An 18694-nucleotide genomic window follows, 5' to 3' on the forward strand; every position below is an offset into this window, starting at 1 on the left:
TCGAACAGGCCTGATACATAGATGCAACCGGGTTCCTATGTTCAAAAGCAGCTAGACAGTGTGGGCGAGTCCATACATAGGAGCGGCCTTGTGTCGCGAAAGGGCTGCGCAGCAGCCCCGGCAATATGGGCGTCTGCACTGAACCCCCGGGGCTGCTGCGCAGCCCTATCGCGACACAAGGCCGCTCCTACACGGGCCGTACCAGGATCAAGCTAAAGCTAAAGCCCTTGATCAGCCCGCTGTGCCCGCCAACTGGCCGGCGGCATGCCGAACTGGGCGATGAACCAGCGGGTGAACGAGCTGGGCATCGAATAACCCAGCATGTCGGCGATACGCCCCAGCGAATAGCCGGGGTTTTCCAGGTAGCGCATCACCAGGTCACGGCGCACGCTGTTGATCAGGTCCTTGAAGGTCAACCCGCTTTCTTCCAGGCGCCGCTGCAGGGTGCGCACGTTCATGCCCTGGGTCTGTGCCACCTGCTCGATGGTGGCGCGGCCCATGGGCAGCAGCAGGTAGATGGTCTTGCGCAACTCCAGCTCCAGGGACGGCGTGCCGCCCGCCGGCAGGCTGTCCAGATAGCGCTGCGCCAGGCGCGCCATGGCCTCGTTGGCTTGCGGGCTGGCGCTGTCGAGGTCGGCGGCCGGGCAGACGATACCGTTGAACTCGCTGCCGAACACCAGCGTGCAGCCGAAAATGCGCCGGTGGGTGGCCAGGTCGGCGGGAGGCGCGTGAGTGAAGTTGGCGCTGATCGGGTGCCAATGCGCACCTAACAGCGCCGCGCACAGGCGCATCATCACGCCGATCGCCAGCTCGGTGGCCTGGCGGCTGCAGGGCGCGCGTTCGTTGATCACTTCCTCGCGGATGACCACGGTCTTGCCGGCTTCCTCGATATGAATGGCCAGAGCGTCATTGAGCAGGTGACGGTACTGCACGATTACCTGCAGCGCATCGCGCAGGGTGCGTTGGTGGCTGAGCAGCAGGCTGATTTCGCCGAAGTCCGACAGTTGCCGCAACTCGGCCATGCGCAGGCCGAAACTTTCGCAACGGGTGGCGCTGGCGGAGGCCTCCAGCAAGGTGATGACGCTGGCAACCGGGATACGCCGGTTGGGGTCATCGAGCAACGCGGCGCTGAGGCCAACCTGTGCCAACAGTGCATGGGGATTGAGGCCCAGGTGGCGGGACACCTCAAGGTAATTGGTCAAGCTGGCGGCACGGACTAGGGCAGGCATCTTTGGTTGTTTTCCATGCGGTTTCTTGTTGTTGGGTATGCCGACATGCGTTTTGTGTTTATAGCCTGCGTGTCATGAATTGAAAAGCAAAGCCCTGTCTTGGCCATTGTCATCAAATGAAAAGCCCCTGACGCCCAATGTGAAGCACCCGGTGGGTGGGCTGTTTACTGTGAACCTCAAGAGCTACACCGCACACGAGGTTCACCGTGGAAAAACTGCAAACCACTGCCACCGTGCTGATCGTCCCCGGCCTGCGCGACCATGTCGCCGAACACTGGCAGACCCTGCTCGCAGGCCGCCTGGCCAAGGTGCGCAGCGTACCGCCGCTGCAAGTCGACGGCCTGAGCTGCACGGCCCGGGTCGAGGCGATCCAGCGCGAACTGGACCAGATCGATGGTGAAGTGATCCTGGTAGCGCACAGCGCAGGCGTGCTGATGGTCGCCCACTGGGCGGCGCGCTACCGGCGGCCGATCAAGGGTGCATTGCTGGCGGCGCCGCCCGACCTGAACGCGCCATGGCCGGCCCACTACCCAAGCCCGGCCAGCCTGGCCGAGCACGGCTGGTCGCCATTGCCCCAGCAGCCGCTGCCGTTCCCCAGCATTGTCGCGGCCAGCAGCAACGACCACCTGGCCAGCTTTGCCGCAGCCAGCGCCCTGGCCCAAGGCTGGGGTAGCGAACTGGTCGGACTGGGGGCCGTCGGCCACCTCAACCCGGCCTCCGGCTTCGGCCCCTGGCCGCAGGCCGAGGCGTTCATCCAGCGACTGGACCAGCCCAACCTGCAATAGCGCATGGACGCCCCAGCCACGCTCGCAAAAGACGGGCGGCAAAAAAAACAATAACAATACGTGGAGCCATCGTAATGCCAGAACACCGCATTCACCGTGCTGTGAAACCACAGCGCTGCCTGCTCGCCTGCGCCATCGGCCTGCTCACGCTGCCCGCCGCCCAGGCGTTCGAAGTCGATACCGGAAATGAAAACTGGGCCGTGCGCTTCGACAACACCGTCAAGTACAACTACGGCGTACGCACCGAAAGCGCCGACAAGCGCATGTTGGGCACGCCCAACAGCAACGACGGTGACTACAACTTCCGCAAGGCCGGCACCAACATCACCAACCGGGTCGACCTGCTGACCGAACTGGATGTGGTCTACCAGGGCAACACCGGGTTCCGCGTCAGCACCGCCAGCTGGTACGACAAGGCCTATGACAACACCGGCTCCAATAGCAACCCGTTCGTCAACGGCAACGGTGACCAGTCCGGCATCAACCCCAGCCTCAATGGCCTGCCCGGCACCGGTGTGCCGTTGGGCAGCCCGCACCTGAGCAACTACGCCCAGCGTTACTACAGCGGCCCGTCCGGTGAAGTGCTGGATGCCTTCGTGTTCTTCAGCCGTGAAGTCGGCGAGGCTTCGCAGGTCAGCGCCAAGCTGGGCCAGCACAACCTGTTCTGGGGTGAAACCCTGCTCAACCCGGTGCACTCGCTGAGCTACGGCCAGTCGGGCCTGGACCTGGCCAAGCTGGCCGCCTCGCCGGGCACCGAGGCCAAGGAGCTGTTCGTGCCGCGCAACCAGCTGTCGACCTCGTTCCTGGTCAACTCCGAACTGACCCTGGGGGCCCAGTACTTCTTCGACTGGGACGCCGCCCGCCTGCCCGAAGCCGGTACCTACTATGGCGGCTCGGATGTGGTAGGCGAGGGCGCCCAAAGCTTCCTGCTCGGCCACACCGGCACCCCGGGGCTGATCCCGGTGCGCGGCGCGCTGACCACCATCCGCCGTGGCCATGACCTCAAACCGGGCAAGAGCGGCGACTGGGGCATCATGGCCAAGTGGTCGCCGGAGTGGCTGGGCGGCACCCTCGGTTTCTACTACCGCAAGACCTCAGAGATCCTCCCGCAGGCCTGGCTCGACGCGCGCGGCATGACCGTCGCCAACGGCCCGTTCGGCAACCCGCCGGGCAGCCGCCAAGGTGCAGTCGGCAACCTGTACAACTCGCTGCAAAGCACTACCTACCAGTTCGCCTATTCCGACGACATCGACATCTATGGCCTGAGCCTGTCCAAGGATGTGGGTGGCATCAGTGTCGGCAGCGACCTGAACATCCGCCACAACATGCCGCTGGCGAGCATCCCGGCAATCGTCAGTGCCCCCGGCCAGGGTGGCCTGGGCGGCGGCTTCGGCCTGCTGCCGGCACGCCTGCCCAGCAGCGGGGTGATCTACGACGTACCCAAGGATGGCGACGGGCTGAGCGCCACCGGCGACACCTTGCACTGGACCTTGAACGGTCTGATGACCATTGGCGATACGCCGCTGTTCGATTCGGCAACCCTGCTTGGCGAGCTGTTCTACAGCAACCTGCTCAAACTCGATAGCCACAACGAGGCCTTGTACAAGGGCAAGAGCAGCTACCGCGGCATCGACAAGGCCACCCGCGACAACTGGGGCATCGCCGTCAACTTCACCCCTACCTGGTACCAGGTGCTGCCGGGCATGGACCTGAGCATGCCGCTGTCGGTCAACGTCGGCCTCGACGGCGTGTCGCCGGTGCAAGGCGGCGGCGCCGAGAACACTGGCAACTATGCGGTGGGTGTGAGCGCCGCGATCTACAACCAGTACTTCGTCGACCTCAAGTACGTCGACAGTTTCGGTGAGACCAAGGCCTGCAAGGACGGCCAGACCGACGGCAGCACCCCCAACGCCCTGGACGGCGAACAGGATTACACCTGCTACGGCGGCGGCTACGCCTCCTTCTCCGGCGGTGGTGCCACCACCGAGGATCGTGGCGCCCTGTACCTGACCGTCAAGACGACCTTCTGAGTCATGTTTCCTACAGCCTACACAGGAAGACAACCATCATGAATTTCGTACGTACCCTGCTGGCCTCGTGCCTGTCACTGGCCGCCCTGAATGCTGCCCAGGCCGCCGTTTCCACTGACCAGGCCGCGCGCCTGGGCACCAGCCTGACCGCCATCGGCGCGGAAAAGGCCGGCAATGCCGATGGCTCCATCCCGGCCTACCAGGGCGGCCTGCTGACGCCGCCAGCCAGCTACCAGAGCGGCGCCAGCATGCGCTCCGACCCGTTCGCCAGCGACAAGCCGCTGCTGGTCATCGATGGCAAGAACGCCGAGCAGTACAAGGGCCAGCTGACTGCCACCACCCTGGAACTGCTCAAGCGCTACCCCAGCTACCGCGTCGATGTATACCCGACCCACCGTAGCGTAGCGCTGCCGCAAGCGGTACTGGACAACACCCGCAAGAACGCCACTGCCGCCAACAGCAAGGAGGGCGGTACGGCGGTGGACAACGTGCTGCCGGGTATCCCGTTCCCCATTCCGCAGAACGGCGCCGAGGCCATGTGGAACTTCCTGCTGCGCTATCAGGGCGTGAGCATGACTGCCAAGTACGACTCTTGGAACGTCGACGCTGCCGGCAAGCCATCGCTGTCGACCACCGGCCAGGCCAATATCAGCTACCCGATCTACGAGGACATGACCAAGCCGATCGGTGCCAAGGACACCTACTACCAGATGAAACTGGTGTACACCGGGCCCGCACGCCGTGCCGGCGAAGCGATGATGCTGCGTGATGCCGCCAACCCGCTGGTGCAGCCACGCAGCGCCTGGCAGTACCTGCCGGGCCAGCGCCGGGTCAAGCTGGCTCCGAACCTCGCCTACGACACGCCCAACCCGGGCACTTCGGGTTCGGGTACCTACGATGACGTGTTCGTCTTCAACGGTGCGCTGGACCGCTACGACTGGACCCTGGTCGGCAAGCAGGAAATGTACGTGCCGTACAACACCTACCAGCTGACCTACAACACCGACGTCAAGCAGGTGATCACCCCCAATCACCTGGCGCCACAGTTCGTGCGTTGGGAGAAGCACCGGGTGTGGGTGGTGGAAGGCAAGCTCAAGGACGGTGCGCGCCATATCTACCACAAGCGCCGCTTCTACCTCGACGAAGACAGCTGGATCGCCCTGGCCTCGGACCAGTACGACGCCCGTGGCCAGCTGTACCGCGGCTCGTTCGCCTTCCTCACCCAGAGCTATGACAAGCAGACCCCGGACGCCACGCCGTTCATGATCTACGACCTGATCGGCGGCACCTATAACCTCAATGGCGTGGTCGGTGCCTACGGCGGCATCCGCTATATCGACCCACTGTCGAAAACCCAGTGGTCGCCCGAGTCGCTGGCCGGCAACGGCATTCGCTGAACGCACGGAGCAGAGGTGGCAATGTCTGTCTTCAAACGATGCAGCGTGGTAGTTCTGGCTTTGGCCGCGCTGCAGGGCGCGGCCCAGGCTGCGCCCTTCACCGATGTGCTGGACCTGCCCGCCATGCCCAGCGCCCTGGTCGCCAGCAGCGCCTTGCGCGATGTAACCCTGGCCGGCCAGCGCCTGGTCGCGGTGGGCCCGCGCGGGCACATCCTGTACTCCGACGACCATGGCGCGCACTGGCAGCAGGCTCAGGTGCCGGTCAGCGCCGACCTTAATGCCGTGAGCTTCGCCACGCCCGAGCTGGGCTGGGCGGTTGGCCACGATGGCGTGGTGCTGCACAGCCGTGATGGCGGCGTGCACTGGCAGAAGCAGCTGGATGGCCGGGCGCTGGCCGAACAACTGCCGGGCACGGGTAGCGACAATGCCTTGCTCGACGTGTGGTTCGGCGATGCCCGCAATGGCTATGCGGTCGGCGTGTTCAACCTGCTGTTGCGCACCGTTGACGGCGGCGAGCACTGGCAGCCCTGGCTCGACCACAGCGATAACCCGCAAGGCCTGCACCTGACCAGCCTGGCCGCGGTGGGTGACGAGCTGTACATCACCGGCGAGCAAGGCCTGTTGCTGAAGCAGGACGGTGAGCGCTTCAGCCGTGTCGAGACACCCTACGCCGGCACACTGTTCGGTGCTGTCGGCAAGCCTGGCGTACTGCTGGTCTACGGCCTGCGTGGGCATGCCTACCGCAGCACCGATGGCGGCCGGCAATGGCAACCGGTCAGCACGGGTGTGAACACCAGCCTCACCGCCGCCGGTGTCGACCGTGACGGCCAGCTGTGGCTGGCCAGCCAGGCTGGCGACCTGCTGCTCAGCCGGGATGATGGCGCCAGCTTCAGCCCGGTGCCGCAAAGCGCCCGTGGCCCGGTGACCGCGCTCGCCACCGATACCGGCAACGGCCTGGTATTGGTGGGCGAGCGGGGCGTGCGCAACCAGGCCGGTAACCCCACGCTGCACCCATAACAAGAGAAGACCCTGATGGCCGCTACCCGCCAAGACACCCTGCCGGTAATCCGCAACCTTGACGATTTCGACCCACGCTCGGGCAATTGCCTGGAGCGCCTGGTGTTCAACCATCGCCTGCCGTTCCTGCTGTGCATGCTGCTGGCGACTCTGGTGCTGGGCTACATGGCGCTGACCCGCCTGGAGCTGCGCCCCAGTTTCGACAAGATGCTGCCGCAGAGTCACCCCTACATCCAGAACTACCTGGAAAACCGCCCATCACTGCGTGGCCTGGGCAACGCGGTGCGGGTGGTGGTGGAGAACACCCAGGGCGATATCTTCGACCCGGGCTACCTGCAGACCCTGCGCCAAATCAACGACGAGCTGTTCCTCAGCCAGGGCGTGGACCGGGCCTGGGTGAAGTCGCTGTGGAGCCCGGCGGTGCGCTGGACCGAGGTGACCGAGGAGGGCTTCCAGGGCGGCCCGGTGATGCCCGATGGTTACCAGGGCGCTGCGGGTGACATCGAGCAGCTGCGGCAGAACATCGAGCGCGCCAACATCGTCGGCAGCCTGGTGGCGCGCGACTTCAAGTCGAGCATGCTGGTCGTGCCGCTGCTCGACCAGGATTCGGCCACCGGCAAGGGCCTCGACTACCACGCCTTCTCGCAGAAGCTTGAACAACTGCGCAGCCAGTACCAGGCCAGCGGCCAGTACCGCATCCATGTGATCGGCTTCGCCAAGCTGATGGGCGACCTGATCGACGGGCTGATCCAGGTGATGGCGTTCTTCGCCCTGGCGGTGCTGACCAGTCTGCTGATCATTTACTGCTATACCCGTTGCGTACGCAGCACCCTGCTGGTGGTGCTGTGTTCGCTGACCGCGGTGGTGTGGCAGCTGGGCATCGTCGCCTGGCTGGGCTACGCCATCGACCCGTATTCGATCCTGGTGCCATTCCTGATCTTTGCCATCGGCGTATCCCACGCGGCGCAGAAGATGAACGGCATCCTCCAGGACATCGGCCGTGGCACCCACCGCCAGGTGGCAGCGCGCTATACCTTCCGCCGCCTGTTCGTGGCCGGGGTGACTGCGTTGCTGGCCGATGCGGTGGGCTTTGCCGTGCTGATGCTGATCGACATCCCGGTGATCCAGGACCTGGCGATCACCGCCAGCATCGGCGTGGCGGTGCTGATCTTCACCTCGCTGCTGCTGATGCCGGTGGCGCTGTCTTATGTTGGTGTTGGCCGCAAGGCTGCCGAGCGGGCCCTGCATATCGACGCCCGCGCAGCCCAGCACCGCGGCTTCGGCCGGCTGTGGGACCTGCTCGACCGCTTCACCGAACGCAAATGGGCCAGCGCCGCACTGCTGGTGGCCCTGGCCCTGGGCGCCCTCGGCATCTGGGGCAGCCTGCAACTGAAAATCGGCGACCTCGACAGCGGTGCCCCCGAGCTGCGCGCCGACTCCCGCTACAACCTCGACAACGCCTACATCACCCAGCACTACGCGCTGTCCAGCGATACCTTCGCGGTCATGGTCAAGACCGCTCCGGAAGGCTGCCTGCAATACCAGACGCTGGTCCTTGCCGACCGCCTGGCCTGGGAGCTGCAGCAACTGCCGGGTGTGCAGACCACCGTGTCGCTGGCCAACGCAGTGCGCCAGATCACCGCCGGCACCTACGAAGGTAACCCGCGCCTGAACAGCCTGCAGCGCAACCAGGACGTGCTCAACTACGCCGCCCAGCAGGCTTCGGTCAACGCCCCAGAGTTGTTCAACAACGACTGCTCGCTGATGCCGGTAATCGCCTACCTCAAGGACCATCGCGCCGACACCCTGGCCCAGGTGGCCGCCGTGGCCGAGCGTTTTGCCCAGGCCAACAGCAGCGCCGAACAGCGGTTCCTGCTGGCCGCTGGCAGCGCCGGTATCGAGGCTGCCACCAACGTGGTGGTCCGCGAGGCCAACCACCGCATGCTGTTGCTGGTGTACCTGGCGGTCACGCTGTTCTGCCTGTTCACCTTCCGTAGCTGGCGCGCCACGCTGGTGGCGATCCTGCCGCTGATGCTCACCTCGGTGCTGTGCGAGGCGCTGATGGTAGCCATGGGCATTGGCGTCAAGGTCGCCACCTTGCCGGTGATCGCCCTGGGCGTAGGCATCGGCGTGGACTACGCGCTGTACCTGCTCAGCGTGCAACTGCACTACCAGCGCGCCGGGTTGAGCCTGGCCCAGGCCTACCAGAAAGCCGTGGCCTTCACCGGCCGTGTGGTCGGGCTGGTCGGCATCACCTTGGCCGCCGGCGTGGTCGGCTGGGCCTGGTCGCCGATCAAGTTCCAGGCCGACATGGGCCTGCTGCTGACCTTCATGTTCCTGTGGAACATGCTCGGCGCTCTGGTGTTGATCCCTGCGTTGTCGCATTTCCTCCTGCGTGGCCAGGCCGCCCCGGCACCTGCCGAGGCCCAGGCCACGTCGCTTCCGCAAACCCAAGAAACCGAGTGTTCGCCTCATGTCTGATTACCTTCCGCCACTGCGCGACATGGATTTTCTGTTCAACGAAGTGTTCGACATCCCGGCCTGGTGGGCGCAAACGCCCGCGCTGGCCGAGCAGTTCGATGGCGATACTGCCCGGGCCGTGCTCGAACAGGCCGGCCGGCTGATTGCCGAGGTGGTGGCGCCGCTCAACCGCAGTGGCGACGAGCAGGGCTGCCGCTGGGAGGCCGGCCAGGTACACACCCCCGATGGCTTCGCCGATGCCTACCGGGCATTTGCCGCAGATGGCTGGGTGGGTGTGGCTGGTGCCCCGGAATATGGGGGCATGGGCATGCCGAAAGTGATCGGCGCCCAGCTCGAAGAAATGCTCAATGCCGCCAACCTGTCGTTCGGCCTGTACCCGATGCTCACGGCCGGAGCCTGCCTGGCGCTGCTCAACCATGCCAGCGAGCCGTTGAAGGCGCTGTATCTGCCGCCCATGTACCAAGGGCGCTGGACCGGTTCGATGTGCCTGACCGAACCGCACGCTGGCACCGACCTGGGCCTGATTCGCACTCGCGCCGAGCCGGTTGCCGATGGCCGCTATCGCATCAGCGGGACCAAGATCTTCATCACTGGCGGTGAGCAGGACCTGACCGAGAACATCATCCACCTGGTGCTGGCGCGGCTGCCGGATGCGCCAGCCGGGCCCAAGGGCATCTCGCTGTTCCTGGTGCCCAAGGTGCTGGTTGACGCCGACGGCGTGCTGGGCGAGGCCAATGCGGTGAGTTGCGGGTCGATCGAGCACAAGATGGGCATCAAGGCCTCGGCCACCTGTGTGATGAACTTCGACGGTGCAATCGGCTACCTGGTCGGCGAGCCGAACAAGGGCCTCAACGCGATGTTCACCATGATGAACTACGAGCGCCTTGGCGTAGGTATCCAGGGCCTTGCCCTGGGCGAACGCTCCTACCAGGGCGCCATCGCCTACGCCCGTGATCGCCAGCAGGGCCGTGCGCCGACCGGTGCCGAAGCGCCGGGGCAAGGCGCGGACCCGATCGTCGTCCATCCGGACGTGCGGCGCATGCTGCTGACCATGAAAGCGCTGAACGAAGGCGGGCGGGCCTTCTCCACCTATGTGGCACTGCAGCTGGACCTGGCCAAATACAGCGAGGCCCCGGTCGCACGCGCCCAGGCCGAGGCCAGGGTGGCGTTGCTCACACCGGTGGCCAAGGCCTTCCTCACCGACATGGGGCTGGAAACCACCGTGCACGGCCAGCAGGTGCTGGGCGGCCATGGCTATATCCGCGAGTGGGGTCAGGAGCAGTTGATCCGCGACTGCCGCATCACCCAGATCTACGAGGGCACCAACGGCATCCAGGCCCTCGACCTGGTGGGGCGCAAACTGTTTGCCGATGGCGGCCAGGCCTATCGCAGCGTGTCCGACGAAATTACCGCCTTTGTCGAGACGCTGCCCGCGGCGTGCGCCGAGTTCGGCGCGCCGCTGCTGGCTGCCGTGCGCAACCTCGACGAGCTGACCGCCTGGGTGCTCGACCGCGCCCAGGGCAACCCGCGCGAGCTTGGCGCGGCGGCGGTGGAGTACCTGCAGGTGTTTGGCTACACCTTCTACGCCTACCTGTGGGCACGCATGGCCGTGGTATGCCAGTGTCATGCGGTCCCCGAGCCGTTCCACCTGAGCAAGCTGGGCACCGCGCGGTTCTACTTTGCCCGCCTGCTGCCACGCATTCATTCGCTGAGCGCCAGCGTCAGGGCCGGTAGCGACAGCCTGTACCTGCTCGAGGCCGGGCAACTGTGAAGGCCGCCGACATGATCACCACTCGCGTCATGCCCGCGGCCGAGCAGGCCTACGCCTATCCGCTGCTGATCAAGCGCCTGCTGCTGTCGGGGGTGCGTTACCAGCCCAACCAGGAAATCGTCTACGCCGACAAGCTGCGCTACACCTACACCACGCTGCTCGAACGCATTCAGCGGCTAGCCAATGTGCTGACCACCGCCGGGGTCAAGCCTGGCGACACCGTGGCCTTACTCGACTGGGACAGCCACCGGGCGCTGGAGTGCTTCTTTGCCGTGCCGATGCTGGGGGCGGTGCTGCACACGGTGAACGTACGGCTGTCCACCGAGCAGGTGCGCTACACCATGAACCATGCCGAGGACCGCCTGGTCCTGGTACATGACGATTTCCTGCCGTTGATGGCGCAATTGCGCGATGACTTGCCGACGGTGGAGGGTTTCATTCGCCTCGGCGAAGGCGACCCCGCAACGCAAGATGTGCCGCTGCTGGGTGAGTACGAAGCACTGCTGGCGGCTGCCGAGCCGCAATTCGACTTCGCCGATTTCGACGAGCACTCACTGGCCACGCTGTTCTACACCAGCGGTACCACCGGCAACCCCAAGGGCGTGTACTTCAGCCACCGGCAACTGGTGCTGCATACCTTGGTCGAGCAGGGCACCCTGGCTGCCTGCGGCGAGGTACCGCTATTGCGCAGCGGCGACGTGTACATGCCCATCACGCCGATGTTCCACGTGCATGCCTGGGGCGTGCCCTATGTGGCCACGGCGCTGGGTATCAAGCAGGTCTATCCCGGGCGCTACGAGCCCAACCGCCTGGTGCGCTTGTACCGTGACGAGGGCGTGACGTTCTCCCATTGCGTGCCCACGGTGCTGCAGATGATGCTCGACAGCGAAGAAGGGCGCCGCGCCGATCTGAGCGGTTGGAAGATGCTGCTGGGCGGCAGCGCCCTGACCCTGGGCCTGGCGCAGCGTGCCAGCGAGCGCGGCATCAGCGTGCATTGTGGCTACGGCATGTCGGAAAGCTGCCCGCTGCTCAGCATCACCCACCTGAGCGCCGAGCTGCTGGCACTGCCCATGGCGCAACAGTTGCCGCTGCGTATCGATGCCGGCGTGCCGATTGCCCTGGTGGACCTGCGCATCGTCGACGCCGAAGGCATTGATGTGCCCCGTGACGGCGAAAGCCTGGGTGAAATCGTGGTGCGTGCACCGTGGCTGACCCAGGGCTACCTGCATGAACCGGAGCAGGGTGCCGCGTTGTGGCTGGGGGGCTGGATGCATACCGGCGACCTGGCCTGCATCGACCCGGCGGGTGTGGTGCGTATTCGTGACCGGATCAAGGATGTGATCAAGACCGGAGGTGAGTGGGTCAGCTCGGTGGCGCTGGAAAACCTGATCAGCCAGCACCCGGCGGTCGCGTCGGTGGCGGTGATCGGCATCCCGGACCCGCAGTGGGGTGAGCAACCGTTGGCCTTGGTAGTCTGTTGTGACGGCATGCAGTTCGACCAGGCGGGATTGGCCGGGCATCTGCAGCCGTTTGTCGACAGCGGGCACCTGAACAAATGGGCGATACCACGGCAGTTGCGTTGCGTGGACGAGATCCCCAAGACCAGCGTTGGCAAGATCGACAAGAAGCGGATCCGGCAGGCATTTCCCTGAACGCTGGCAGCACCGGCTGATGGCACCGGCTACGCCGGTGTTCGCGGGCGCGCCCGCTCCCACAGGTATGGCACATTCCTTCGGCTGATGGGCACCCTGTGGGAGCGGGTTCACCCGCGAAGCAAGCGACACGGTGTATGGCACCGGCTGCGCCGGTGTTCGCGGGTAAACCCGCTCCCACAGGTACGGCATATTCCTTCAGCTGGTGGGCACCCTGTGGGAGCGGGCATGCCCGCGAAGCAGGCGACGCGGTGGATGGCACCGGCTGCGCCGGTGTTCGCGGGCGCGCCCGCTCCCACAGGTACGGCGCATTCCTTCAGCTTGTGGGCACCCTGTGGGAGCGGGTTCACCCGCGAAGCAGGCATTGCGGTGGATGGCACCGGCTGCGCCGGTGTTCGCGGGTAAACCCGCTCCCACAGGTACGGCACATTCCTTCAGCTGGTGGGCCCCTGTGGGAGCGGGCATGCCCGCGAAGCAGGCAATGCGGTGGATGGCACCGGCTGCGCCGGAGTTCGCGGGTTAACCCGCTCCCACAGGTACGGCGCATTCCTTCAGCTGGTGGGGCCCCTGTGGGAGCGGGCATGCCCGCAAAGCAAGCGACACGGTGTATGGCACCGGCTGCGCCGGTGTTCGCGGGTAAACCCGCTCCCACAGGTACGGCGCATTCCTTCAGCTGGTGGGCACCCTGTGGGAGCGGGCATGCCCGCGAAGCAGGCGACGCGGTGGATGGCACCGGCTGCGCCGGTGTTCGCGGGCGCGCCCGCTCCCACAGGTACGGCGCATTCCTTCGGCTGGTGGGCATCCTGTGGGAGCGGGTTCACCCGCGAAGCAGGCAATGCGGTGTATGGCACCGGCTGCGCCGGTGTTCGCGGGCGCGCCCGCTCCCACAGGTATGGCGCATTCCTTCAGCTGATGGGGTCCCTGTGGGAGCGGGTTCACCCGCGAAGCAGGCGACGCGGTGCATGGCACTCTGGCCCGGGCAATATGCCGACGCCGATGTTCCGCTTGCGTGATTGCCTGAGCAAGAAAGCGGATGCAGGCAGGGCTGTGGATGCGTACAGTAGGTTGATCGCAACCTGGCAGGAGCCTGCTTATGTCCAGCGCATTCACCTTCATGCAGTCGCCCGTCGGCACCTTGACCTTGGTAGCCCGTGGCGAGTGCCTGGCTGCCGTACTCTGGGAAGAGGAGCGGGAAAACCGCGTGCGCCTTGGCGCCCTGCACCGCGATGACCAGTGCCCGGTATTGCTGGAAACCGCCCGCCAGCTCGGCGAGTACTTCGCCGGCAAACGCCAGTGCTTCGAACTGGCGCTGGATTTTGCCGGCACCGAATTCCAGCGTCAGGTGTGGGCCGCGCTGTTGGCGATACCGTTCGGTGAAACCCGCAGCTACAGCGACATCGCCCGGCAGATCGGCAACCCCAGCGCGGTGCGCGCGGTAGGCGCCGCCAATGGCCGCAACCCGATCTCGATCATCGCCCCGTGCCATCGGGTGATCGGTGCTTCGGGCAGCCTCACCGGCTTTGCCGGTGGCCTGGCGGCCAAGCAGTACCTGCTGGCGCTGGAGGGCCGGCAAAGCCTGGCACTGGACCTGTAAGGCGTCAGCAGAACCAGCTGGCGACCAGGCAGACCAGCACGGCCAACGCCGAGCCGGCCATCAGGGTGTACTGCCGATGGACCCGGCGCGCATGGGGCTTGACTGCGCGCAGGTACTCGCCAGGTGTCGGCGCGTCGGGCCGGTGGCGCAAACCCTCGGCCACATCGGCCAGTTGCCCCTGGACGAGCAGACCCGTCAGGTAGTAGGTACAGGCATAGCTCAGCAACGCCAGAAACAGATAGATCATGCCGGGTGTGGGTCCAGGGGCACCGCCATGGCACTGGCGTTGGCGGTGTCCAGCACGATCAGCCCTTCGCTGTGGTCGTCCAGGCTGGCCAGCAAGCGCCCCTGGCTGTCCCAGGCCGCCGAGCCGCCGGCACCAATGAAGGTATCGGCCGGCCCCACGCAGTTGGCCAGCAACACCGTCATGCCCAGCTCACGAGCCACCTCGGGGTAGTGCTGGTAACCCTCGCGGATGCCCTTGGCGGTTTTCGCCACGCTGACCAGGTACAGGTCGGCGCCGTGTTCCCGTGCGGCTGCCGCATGCGCCATGAACATCGATTCGTAGCAGATCGCAGGCGCTACCCGGTGCGCGCCTACCTGCAGCAGCAAGGCTTGATCGCCTGGGGTGAACCAGGGCAGTTCATCATCATGCAGGCGCCGCTTGGCATAGGCCTGGCGCGGTGCACCGGGGCTGAGGATTGGCATGCCGATGCGGATGCCATCGGGTGCCGGCAGTGGCAGGCCCGCGGCCACGGTGATACCAAACCGGTCGCACGCTGCCTGCAGCGGGTCCAGCCGCGCCGAACTGACAGGCAGGGCTGCCTGGCGCGCGAGGGTTGGCTCATAGCCGGTAAGCGAAAGTTCGGGGAACACCACCAGTTCGGCGCCAAGTGCTGCGGCCTGTTCGATGCAGGCCAGGTGGCGTTCGAGGTTGGCTTGCACATCGCCCTTGAGCGACGCCAGTTGCACGGCGCACAACTTCATGAAAAACCCTTCCCTGGTACAGGTTGAAGGGCCGAGCATACTACCGGCACCAACGCCTGTACCAGTGAAGGGATTTTCAGGATGCCGGGTGGACGGCGAAGCGCTGGCGGAACCAGTCGTTGAGCATGGCCTTTTCGGCATACAGGCGGTCGCTGCTGCTCGTGACCCGGCCCGGGCGGCTGAGGTACATCTTGTCGCTGACCCGTTCCTGCGCCTGCTGGTCGGGTTTGCCCGGTTGGCTGAGGGTGTAGCTGAGGTCGATGGTCGGCCAGGTGATTTCGCGCATGTAACGTACATCGTAGGCCTGGCTGTGCCAGGGCTCGAAACGCCCGGCCAGGTCGATGTCGCGAATGTCGATGACCAGTTGCTGGCCAGGTTGCAGGTAGCGTTGGCCAAGCTTCTGCAGGTACTGGGTCAGGGTTTTCATCACATAGGCGTCGGCGCCACGCTCGTACCCGTGGCTGTCGAGGCTGGCATCGCGGAATTTTTCCGGATGCTCGAAACGTACCTCGACCTGCGCGGCCGGGGCACCTTGTGCCATGCTGTCCAATGACAGCGCCATGAGCACGGCACACACGAGGGCGGTACGCATGATGCACCTCCGGGGCAGATTGCGTGTGCCTCCATTTTACCCCTGGCATGGCGCTACCAGCAGAGGAAGATTGTAATGGCACGGTTTCGGCGTCTGATTGCCAACCTGCGGGGGCGTGACCTGGCGGTGGGCGATATCCATGGTCACTTCCAGCGCCTGCAGCAATGCCTGGATGCGGTGGGGTTCGATCCGGCCGTGGACCGCCTGTTCAGTGTGGGGGACCTGGTCGACCGTGGCCCGGACAGCGAGGCGGCGCTGGAATGGCTGGCGCAGCCCTGGTTCCATGCCGTGCAGGGTAATCACGAGGCCCTGGCAATCACCCGCGTGCGCGGCGGGCGGCTCGATCTGGACATGTACCGCGCCGCCGGGGGTGGCTGGTTTCTTGACCTGCCGCGGGGCGAGCAGTTGCGTTTCGTGGAGCGCTTCGAGCAGCTGCCGATTGCGATAGAGGTTGAAAGTGCAGCGGGCCTGGTAGGGCTGCTGCATGCCGATAGCCCATATGCCGACTGGACGGTGTTGAGGACCTGGCTGGAACTGGAGGACGACCCGCAAGTACGGGAGGTGTGCCAATGGTCGCGGCGGCGGTTGAAGGTAGGTGATACCGAGCCCGTGCAGGGCCTGCGTGCCTTGTTGGTGGGCCACACGCCGGTACTGGAGGCCAAGCAGTTGGGCAATGTCTGGCACCTGGATACCGGGGGTTGGGCCAGTGGCCATTTCACCTTGATGGACATGCGGACCCTGCAACTGGTCAGCCCCAGGCCAGGTGAAACAACAGTGCCGCAGCCAATAGCACCAGCATGATCCCGGAGGCCCGCTCCAGCCAAGGCAGGCAGCGGGCGAAGCGCCGCAGCACCAGCGGGTTGCCGATGGCCAGGGCAACCAGCAGGTCCCACAGCAGCACGATGCTGAACATCCACAAGGCACAGGTTGCTTTCCAGGCAATGCTGGCGCTGGCGACCATGCTGACCAGGCTGGCATAGAACAGCGCATTCTTGGGGTTGAGGATGCCGGACAGGAACCCCATGCCCAATCCCCGCCACCACCCTTGGGCGGTCTGCTTGCCAGCGACTGCGCCCAGGCTGGTTTGCCCGGCATGGCGCAGGAACAGGGTGCCGATGTACAGCAGGTAGCCGGCGCCGGCCAGTTGCAGGGCGGTGAACAGCAGGCTGCCTTCCTGCAGTACCGACAGGCCGGTGAAAGCCATGGCGATGAACACGCCATTGGCCAGGGCGATACCCAGGCAGGCGCCGCTCGCGACACGCCAGCCGGCGTTGACCGAGGTGCGTGCGACCAGGAAGAAGTCCGGGCCGGGAGAGAGCAGGGCGAGGAAGTGGGCGAGGGCGATGATCAGGAACTGTTGCATTGGGTGAGGTTGCTCTGGCGTAAAGCCTGACTCTGCCCCTCGGCGCTCATGCCGTATTGAACAATATTGCAGGCCTAACCAGCAGGCGCGGTAACTGTAGGAGCGGCCTTGTGTCGCGATGGGGCGCGAAGCGGCCCCAGGTTTTCAGCTCCGCAGCACAGATTGCCGGGGCTGCTGCGCAGCCCTTTCGCGACACAAGGCCGCTCCTACACAGACCGCGCAGGCCTTCAGTCTCCCCGATACTGCCCCGGTGTCACCCCCACATGGGCCTTGAACACCCGCTGGAAATGGCTTTGGTCGGCAAACCCGAGCCGATAGGCCACCTCCGCCAGTGCCTGCCCTTCACCCAACAATTGCCGCCCACGGTTGACCCGGGCATTGAGCAGGTAGGCATGCGGTGTAAACCCGGTGGCCGCGCGAAATGCGCGAATCAACTGGTAGCGCCCAAGCCCGGCCTGCCGGGCCAGTACCGCCAGGCTCAACTGCGCCGGGTCCTGGCCTTCGATGTGAGCGATCAGCCCACTCAACGCGGTCGCCCCCAGGGCCGGTGCCGGTGCCAGCGGCGCGTGCCTGGCAAAGTCCAGGTCACCCAGAAAGGCAATCAGCGCCGCATCCTTCTCACCACTGCTGGCGTTGGAGAACAGCAGACTGTTCATTTCGCAGAACTGCCGATACACCTCCGGCACCTGGCAGATACGTGCCGGCTCGCCGGGCCCGGCACCCTCCAGCCCGGACTCCAGGTGCAGCTGTGCCAGCCAGTCGGCATCCACGTGCAGCATCTGGTAGCTCCACGCCTGCCCGGGCTCTGGGTTGCAGGCATGTACCCGGCGGGCCGGGACCAGCACCAGCGTGCCGGGTGTCAGGCGTTGCTGGCCGTTGCCGGCACCGGTGAAATGACTGTACCCGGCGTCCACCACACCGATGGAAAATGTCGGGTGGCTGTGGGGCTTGTAGCAGGCGCGGCTATGGCAGGCGCGGCGGCTTTCGACATGCGGCAGGGCCGGGTCGCGCCACAGCGCGGCATGGGAACGGGGCATCACAGGGTCCTCGGTATGCGCGGCAGCTTATCAGGCGCCGCGCACCCATACAGTTTTTTCCGCTGGCTGTAACTTGACCGCAAGGCCCGCTACCCGCCGAAATAGACGCCTGTTGCCAAAGGAAAACAATAATGGACCTCTCAAGCCTGCTGCTTTTCATTCCTGCCTGCTTCGCCCTGAACATGGCGCCGGGGCCGAACAACCTGCTGTCGCTGCACAATGCCAGCCGTTACGGCCTGCGCACGGCCTGCGTGGCCGGCGGCGGGCGCATCGTCGCCTTCAGCGGCATGATCGCCCTGGCGGCCATGGGCCTGGCAGTGGTGCTGCACACCAGCGAATACCTGTTCCTGGCCATCAAGGTGGTGGGGGCGGCGTACCTGTTCTATATCGCCTGGCAACTGTGGCGGGCACCGGTGGGCGAGGCGGTGGTGGCAAGCGATCACCCACGCGGCACCTGGCGCCTGGCACGTCAGGAGTTCTGGGTGGCCGCTGGTAACCCGAAGGCAATCCTGATCTTCACCGCCTTCCTGCCGCAGTTCGTCTCGGTCGGCAGCGCCACCCCGGTGAGCGAGCAGTTCCTCTGGCTGGGTGTGTTGTTCCTTTTGCTGGAATGGGCCGCCATCGCCATCTACGCCGGCCTGGGGGCGTACCTGCAGCGCTGGTTCAGCCAGCCCGGCCCACGCCGGCTGTTCAATCGGGTCAGCGCCTCATTGCTGGGCTGCGCCGGTCTCGGGCTGCTGGCTGCGCGGCGCTAGAACT

Annotated in this window: 16 protein-coding genes; 10 read left to right on the top strand and 6 right to left on the bottom strand. The window is 65.5% G+C overall.

Features of this window, described 5'->3' with window-relative positions; translation table 11 throughout:
* Positions 1-218: 218 nt before the first annotated feature.
* A complete protein-coding gene (locus CAG00_RS26740) occupies positions 219-1229 on the bottom strand; it encodes an AraC family transcriptional regulator (protein ID WP_085665740.1) in 1011 nt (336 codons plus the stop codon).
* Between the two features lie 206 nt (positions 1230-1435).
* Here CAG00_RS26740 and CAG00_RS26745 point away from each other — a divergent pair, with 206 nt between their 5' ends.
* The 8 genes from CAG00_RS26745 (at position 1436) to CAG00_RS26795 (ending at position 13956) form a co-directional block, all read left to right on the top strand.
* Positions 1436-2014, top strand: coding sequence for an alpha/beta hydrolase (locus CAG00_RS26745; protein WP_085665741.1), 579 nt, complete (start codon positions 1436-1438; stop codon positions 2012-2014).
* Between the two features lie 74 nt (positions 2015-2088).
* Positions 2089-4044, top strand: coding sequence for a DUF1302 domain-containing protein (locus CAG00_RS26750; RefSeq protein WP_085665742.1), 1956 nt, complete (start codon positions 2089-2091; stop codon positions 4042-4044).
* 38 nt (positions 4045-4082) lie between these two features.
* Positions 4083-5441, top strand: a complete 1359-nt coding sequence (locus tag CAG00_RS26755; protein ID WP_085665743.1) for a DUF1329 domain-containing protein — start codon at positions 4083-4085, stop codon at positions 5439-5441.
* Positions 5442-5462: 21 nt separating this feature from the next.
* Complete coding sequence (locus tag CAG00_RS26760; protein ID WP_085665744.1) at positions 5463-6458, top strand: YCF48-related protein; 996 nt, start codon at positions 5463-5465, stop codon at positions 6456-6458.
* Between the two features lie 15 nt (positions 6459-6473).
* Positions 6474-8939 carry an RND family transporter gene (locus CAG00_RS26765; RefSeq protein WP_085665745.1) on the top strand — a complete coding sequence of 822 codons (2466 nt, stop codon included), beginning with the start codon at positions 6474-6476 and terminating at the stop codon, positions 8937-8939.
* Positions 8932-10710, top strand: coding sequence for an acyl-CoA dehydrogenase C-terminal domain-containing protein (locus tag CAG00_RS26770; RefSeq protein WP_085665746.1), 1779 nt, complete (start codon positions 8932-8934; stop codon positions 10708-10710). Before CAG00_RS26765 ends, CAG00_RS26770 begins: the two co-directional genes overlap by 8 nt.
* A gap of 11 nt (positions 10711-10721) precedes the next feature.
* Positions 10722-12362 carry a fatty acid--CoA ligase gene (locus CAG00_RS26775; protein WP_085665761.1) on the top strand — a complete coding sequence of 547 codons (1641 nt, stop codon included), beginning with the start codon at positions 10722-10724 and terminating at the stop codon, positions 12360-12362.
* Positions 12363-13455: 1093 nt separating this feature from the next.
* Positions 13456-13956 carry a methylated-DNA--[protein]-cysteine S-methyltransferase gene (locus CAG00_RS26795; RefSeq protein WP_054571964.1) on the top strand — a complete coding sequence of 167 codons (501 nt, stop codon included), beginning with the start codon at positions 13456-13458 and terminating at the stop codon, positions 13954-13956.
* A gap of 4 nt (positions 13957-13960) precedes the next feature.
* Here the strand turns inward: CAG00_RS26795 and CAG00_RS26800 are convergent, their stop codons facing one another.
* From CAG00_RS26800 to CAG00_RS26810, 3 genes are all read right to left on the bottom strand, one after another.
* Positions 13961-14203 (bottom strand): hypothetical protein, encoded by a 243-nt coding sequence (locus CAG00_RS26800; protein ID WP_085665747.1) that lies wholly within the window; start codon positions 14201-14203, stop codon positions 13961-13963.
* The gene (locus CAG00_RS26805; protein WP_085665748.1) at positions 14200-14943 is read right to left on the bottom strand and encodes a carbon-nitrogen hydrolase family protein; all 744 of its coding nucleotides are present in this window, start codon (positions 14941-14943) and stop codon (positions 14200-14202) included. The genes CAG00_RS26800 and CAG00_RS26805 overlap by 4 nt, the downstream gene beginning before the upstream one ends.
* 76 nt (positions 14944-15019) lie before the next feature.
* On the bottom strand, positions 15020-15535 hold the full coding sequence (locus CAG00_RS26810; protein ID WP_085665749.1) for a DUF3016 domain-containing protein: 516 nt from the start codon (positions 15533-15535) through the stop codon (positions 15020-15022).
* Between the two features lie 75 nt (positions 15536-15610).
* Between CAG00_RS26810 and CAG00_RS26815 the strand changes: the two genes are divergently transcribed.
* Positions 15611-16336, top strand: coding sequence for a metallophosphoesterase (locus CAG00_RS26815; RefSeq protein ID WP_085665750.1), 726 nt, complete (start codon positions 15611-15613; stop codon positions 16334-16336).
* Here CAG00_RS26815 and CAG00_RS26820 read toward each other — a convergent pair.
* Positions 16284-16898, bottom strand: a complete 615-nt coding sequence (locus CAG00_RS26820) for a LysE family translocator (protein WP_085665751.1) — start codon at positions 16896-16898, stop codon at positions 16284-16286. The two genes, CAG00_RS26815 and CAG00_RS26820, sit on opposite strands and share 53 nt — an antisense overlap.
* Positions 16899-17125: 227 nt before the next feature.
* Positions 17126-17935: an AraC family transcriptional regulator gene (locus CAG00_RS26825; RefSeq protein WP_085665752.1), complete on the bottom strand. Its 810-nt coding sequence runs from the start codon at positions 17933-17935 to the stop codon at positions 17126-17128.
* 131 nt (positions 17936-18066) lie between these two features.
* Between CAG00_RS26825 and CAG00_RS26830 the strand changes: the two genes are divergently transcribed.
* Positions 18067-18690, top strand: a complete 624-nt coding sequence (locus CAG00_RS26830; protein WP_046616681.1) for a LysE family translocator — start codon at positions 18067-18069, stop codon at positions 18688-18690.
* Positions 18691-18694: the final 4 nt, after the last annotated feature.

Origin of the sequence: Pseudomonas sp. B5(2017) (assembly GCF_002112825.1) — a bacterium.
GTDB classification, from domain to species: Bacteria; Pseudomonadota; Gammaproteobacteria; order Pseudomonadales; family Pseudomonadaceae; genus Aquipseudomonas; species Aquipseudomonas putida_Z.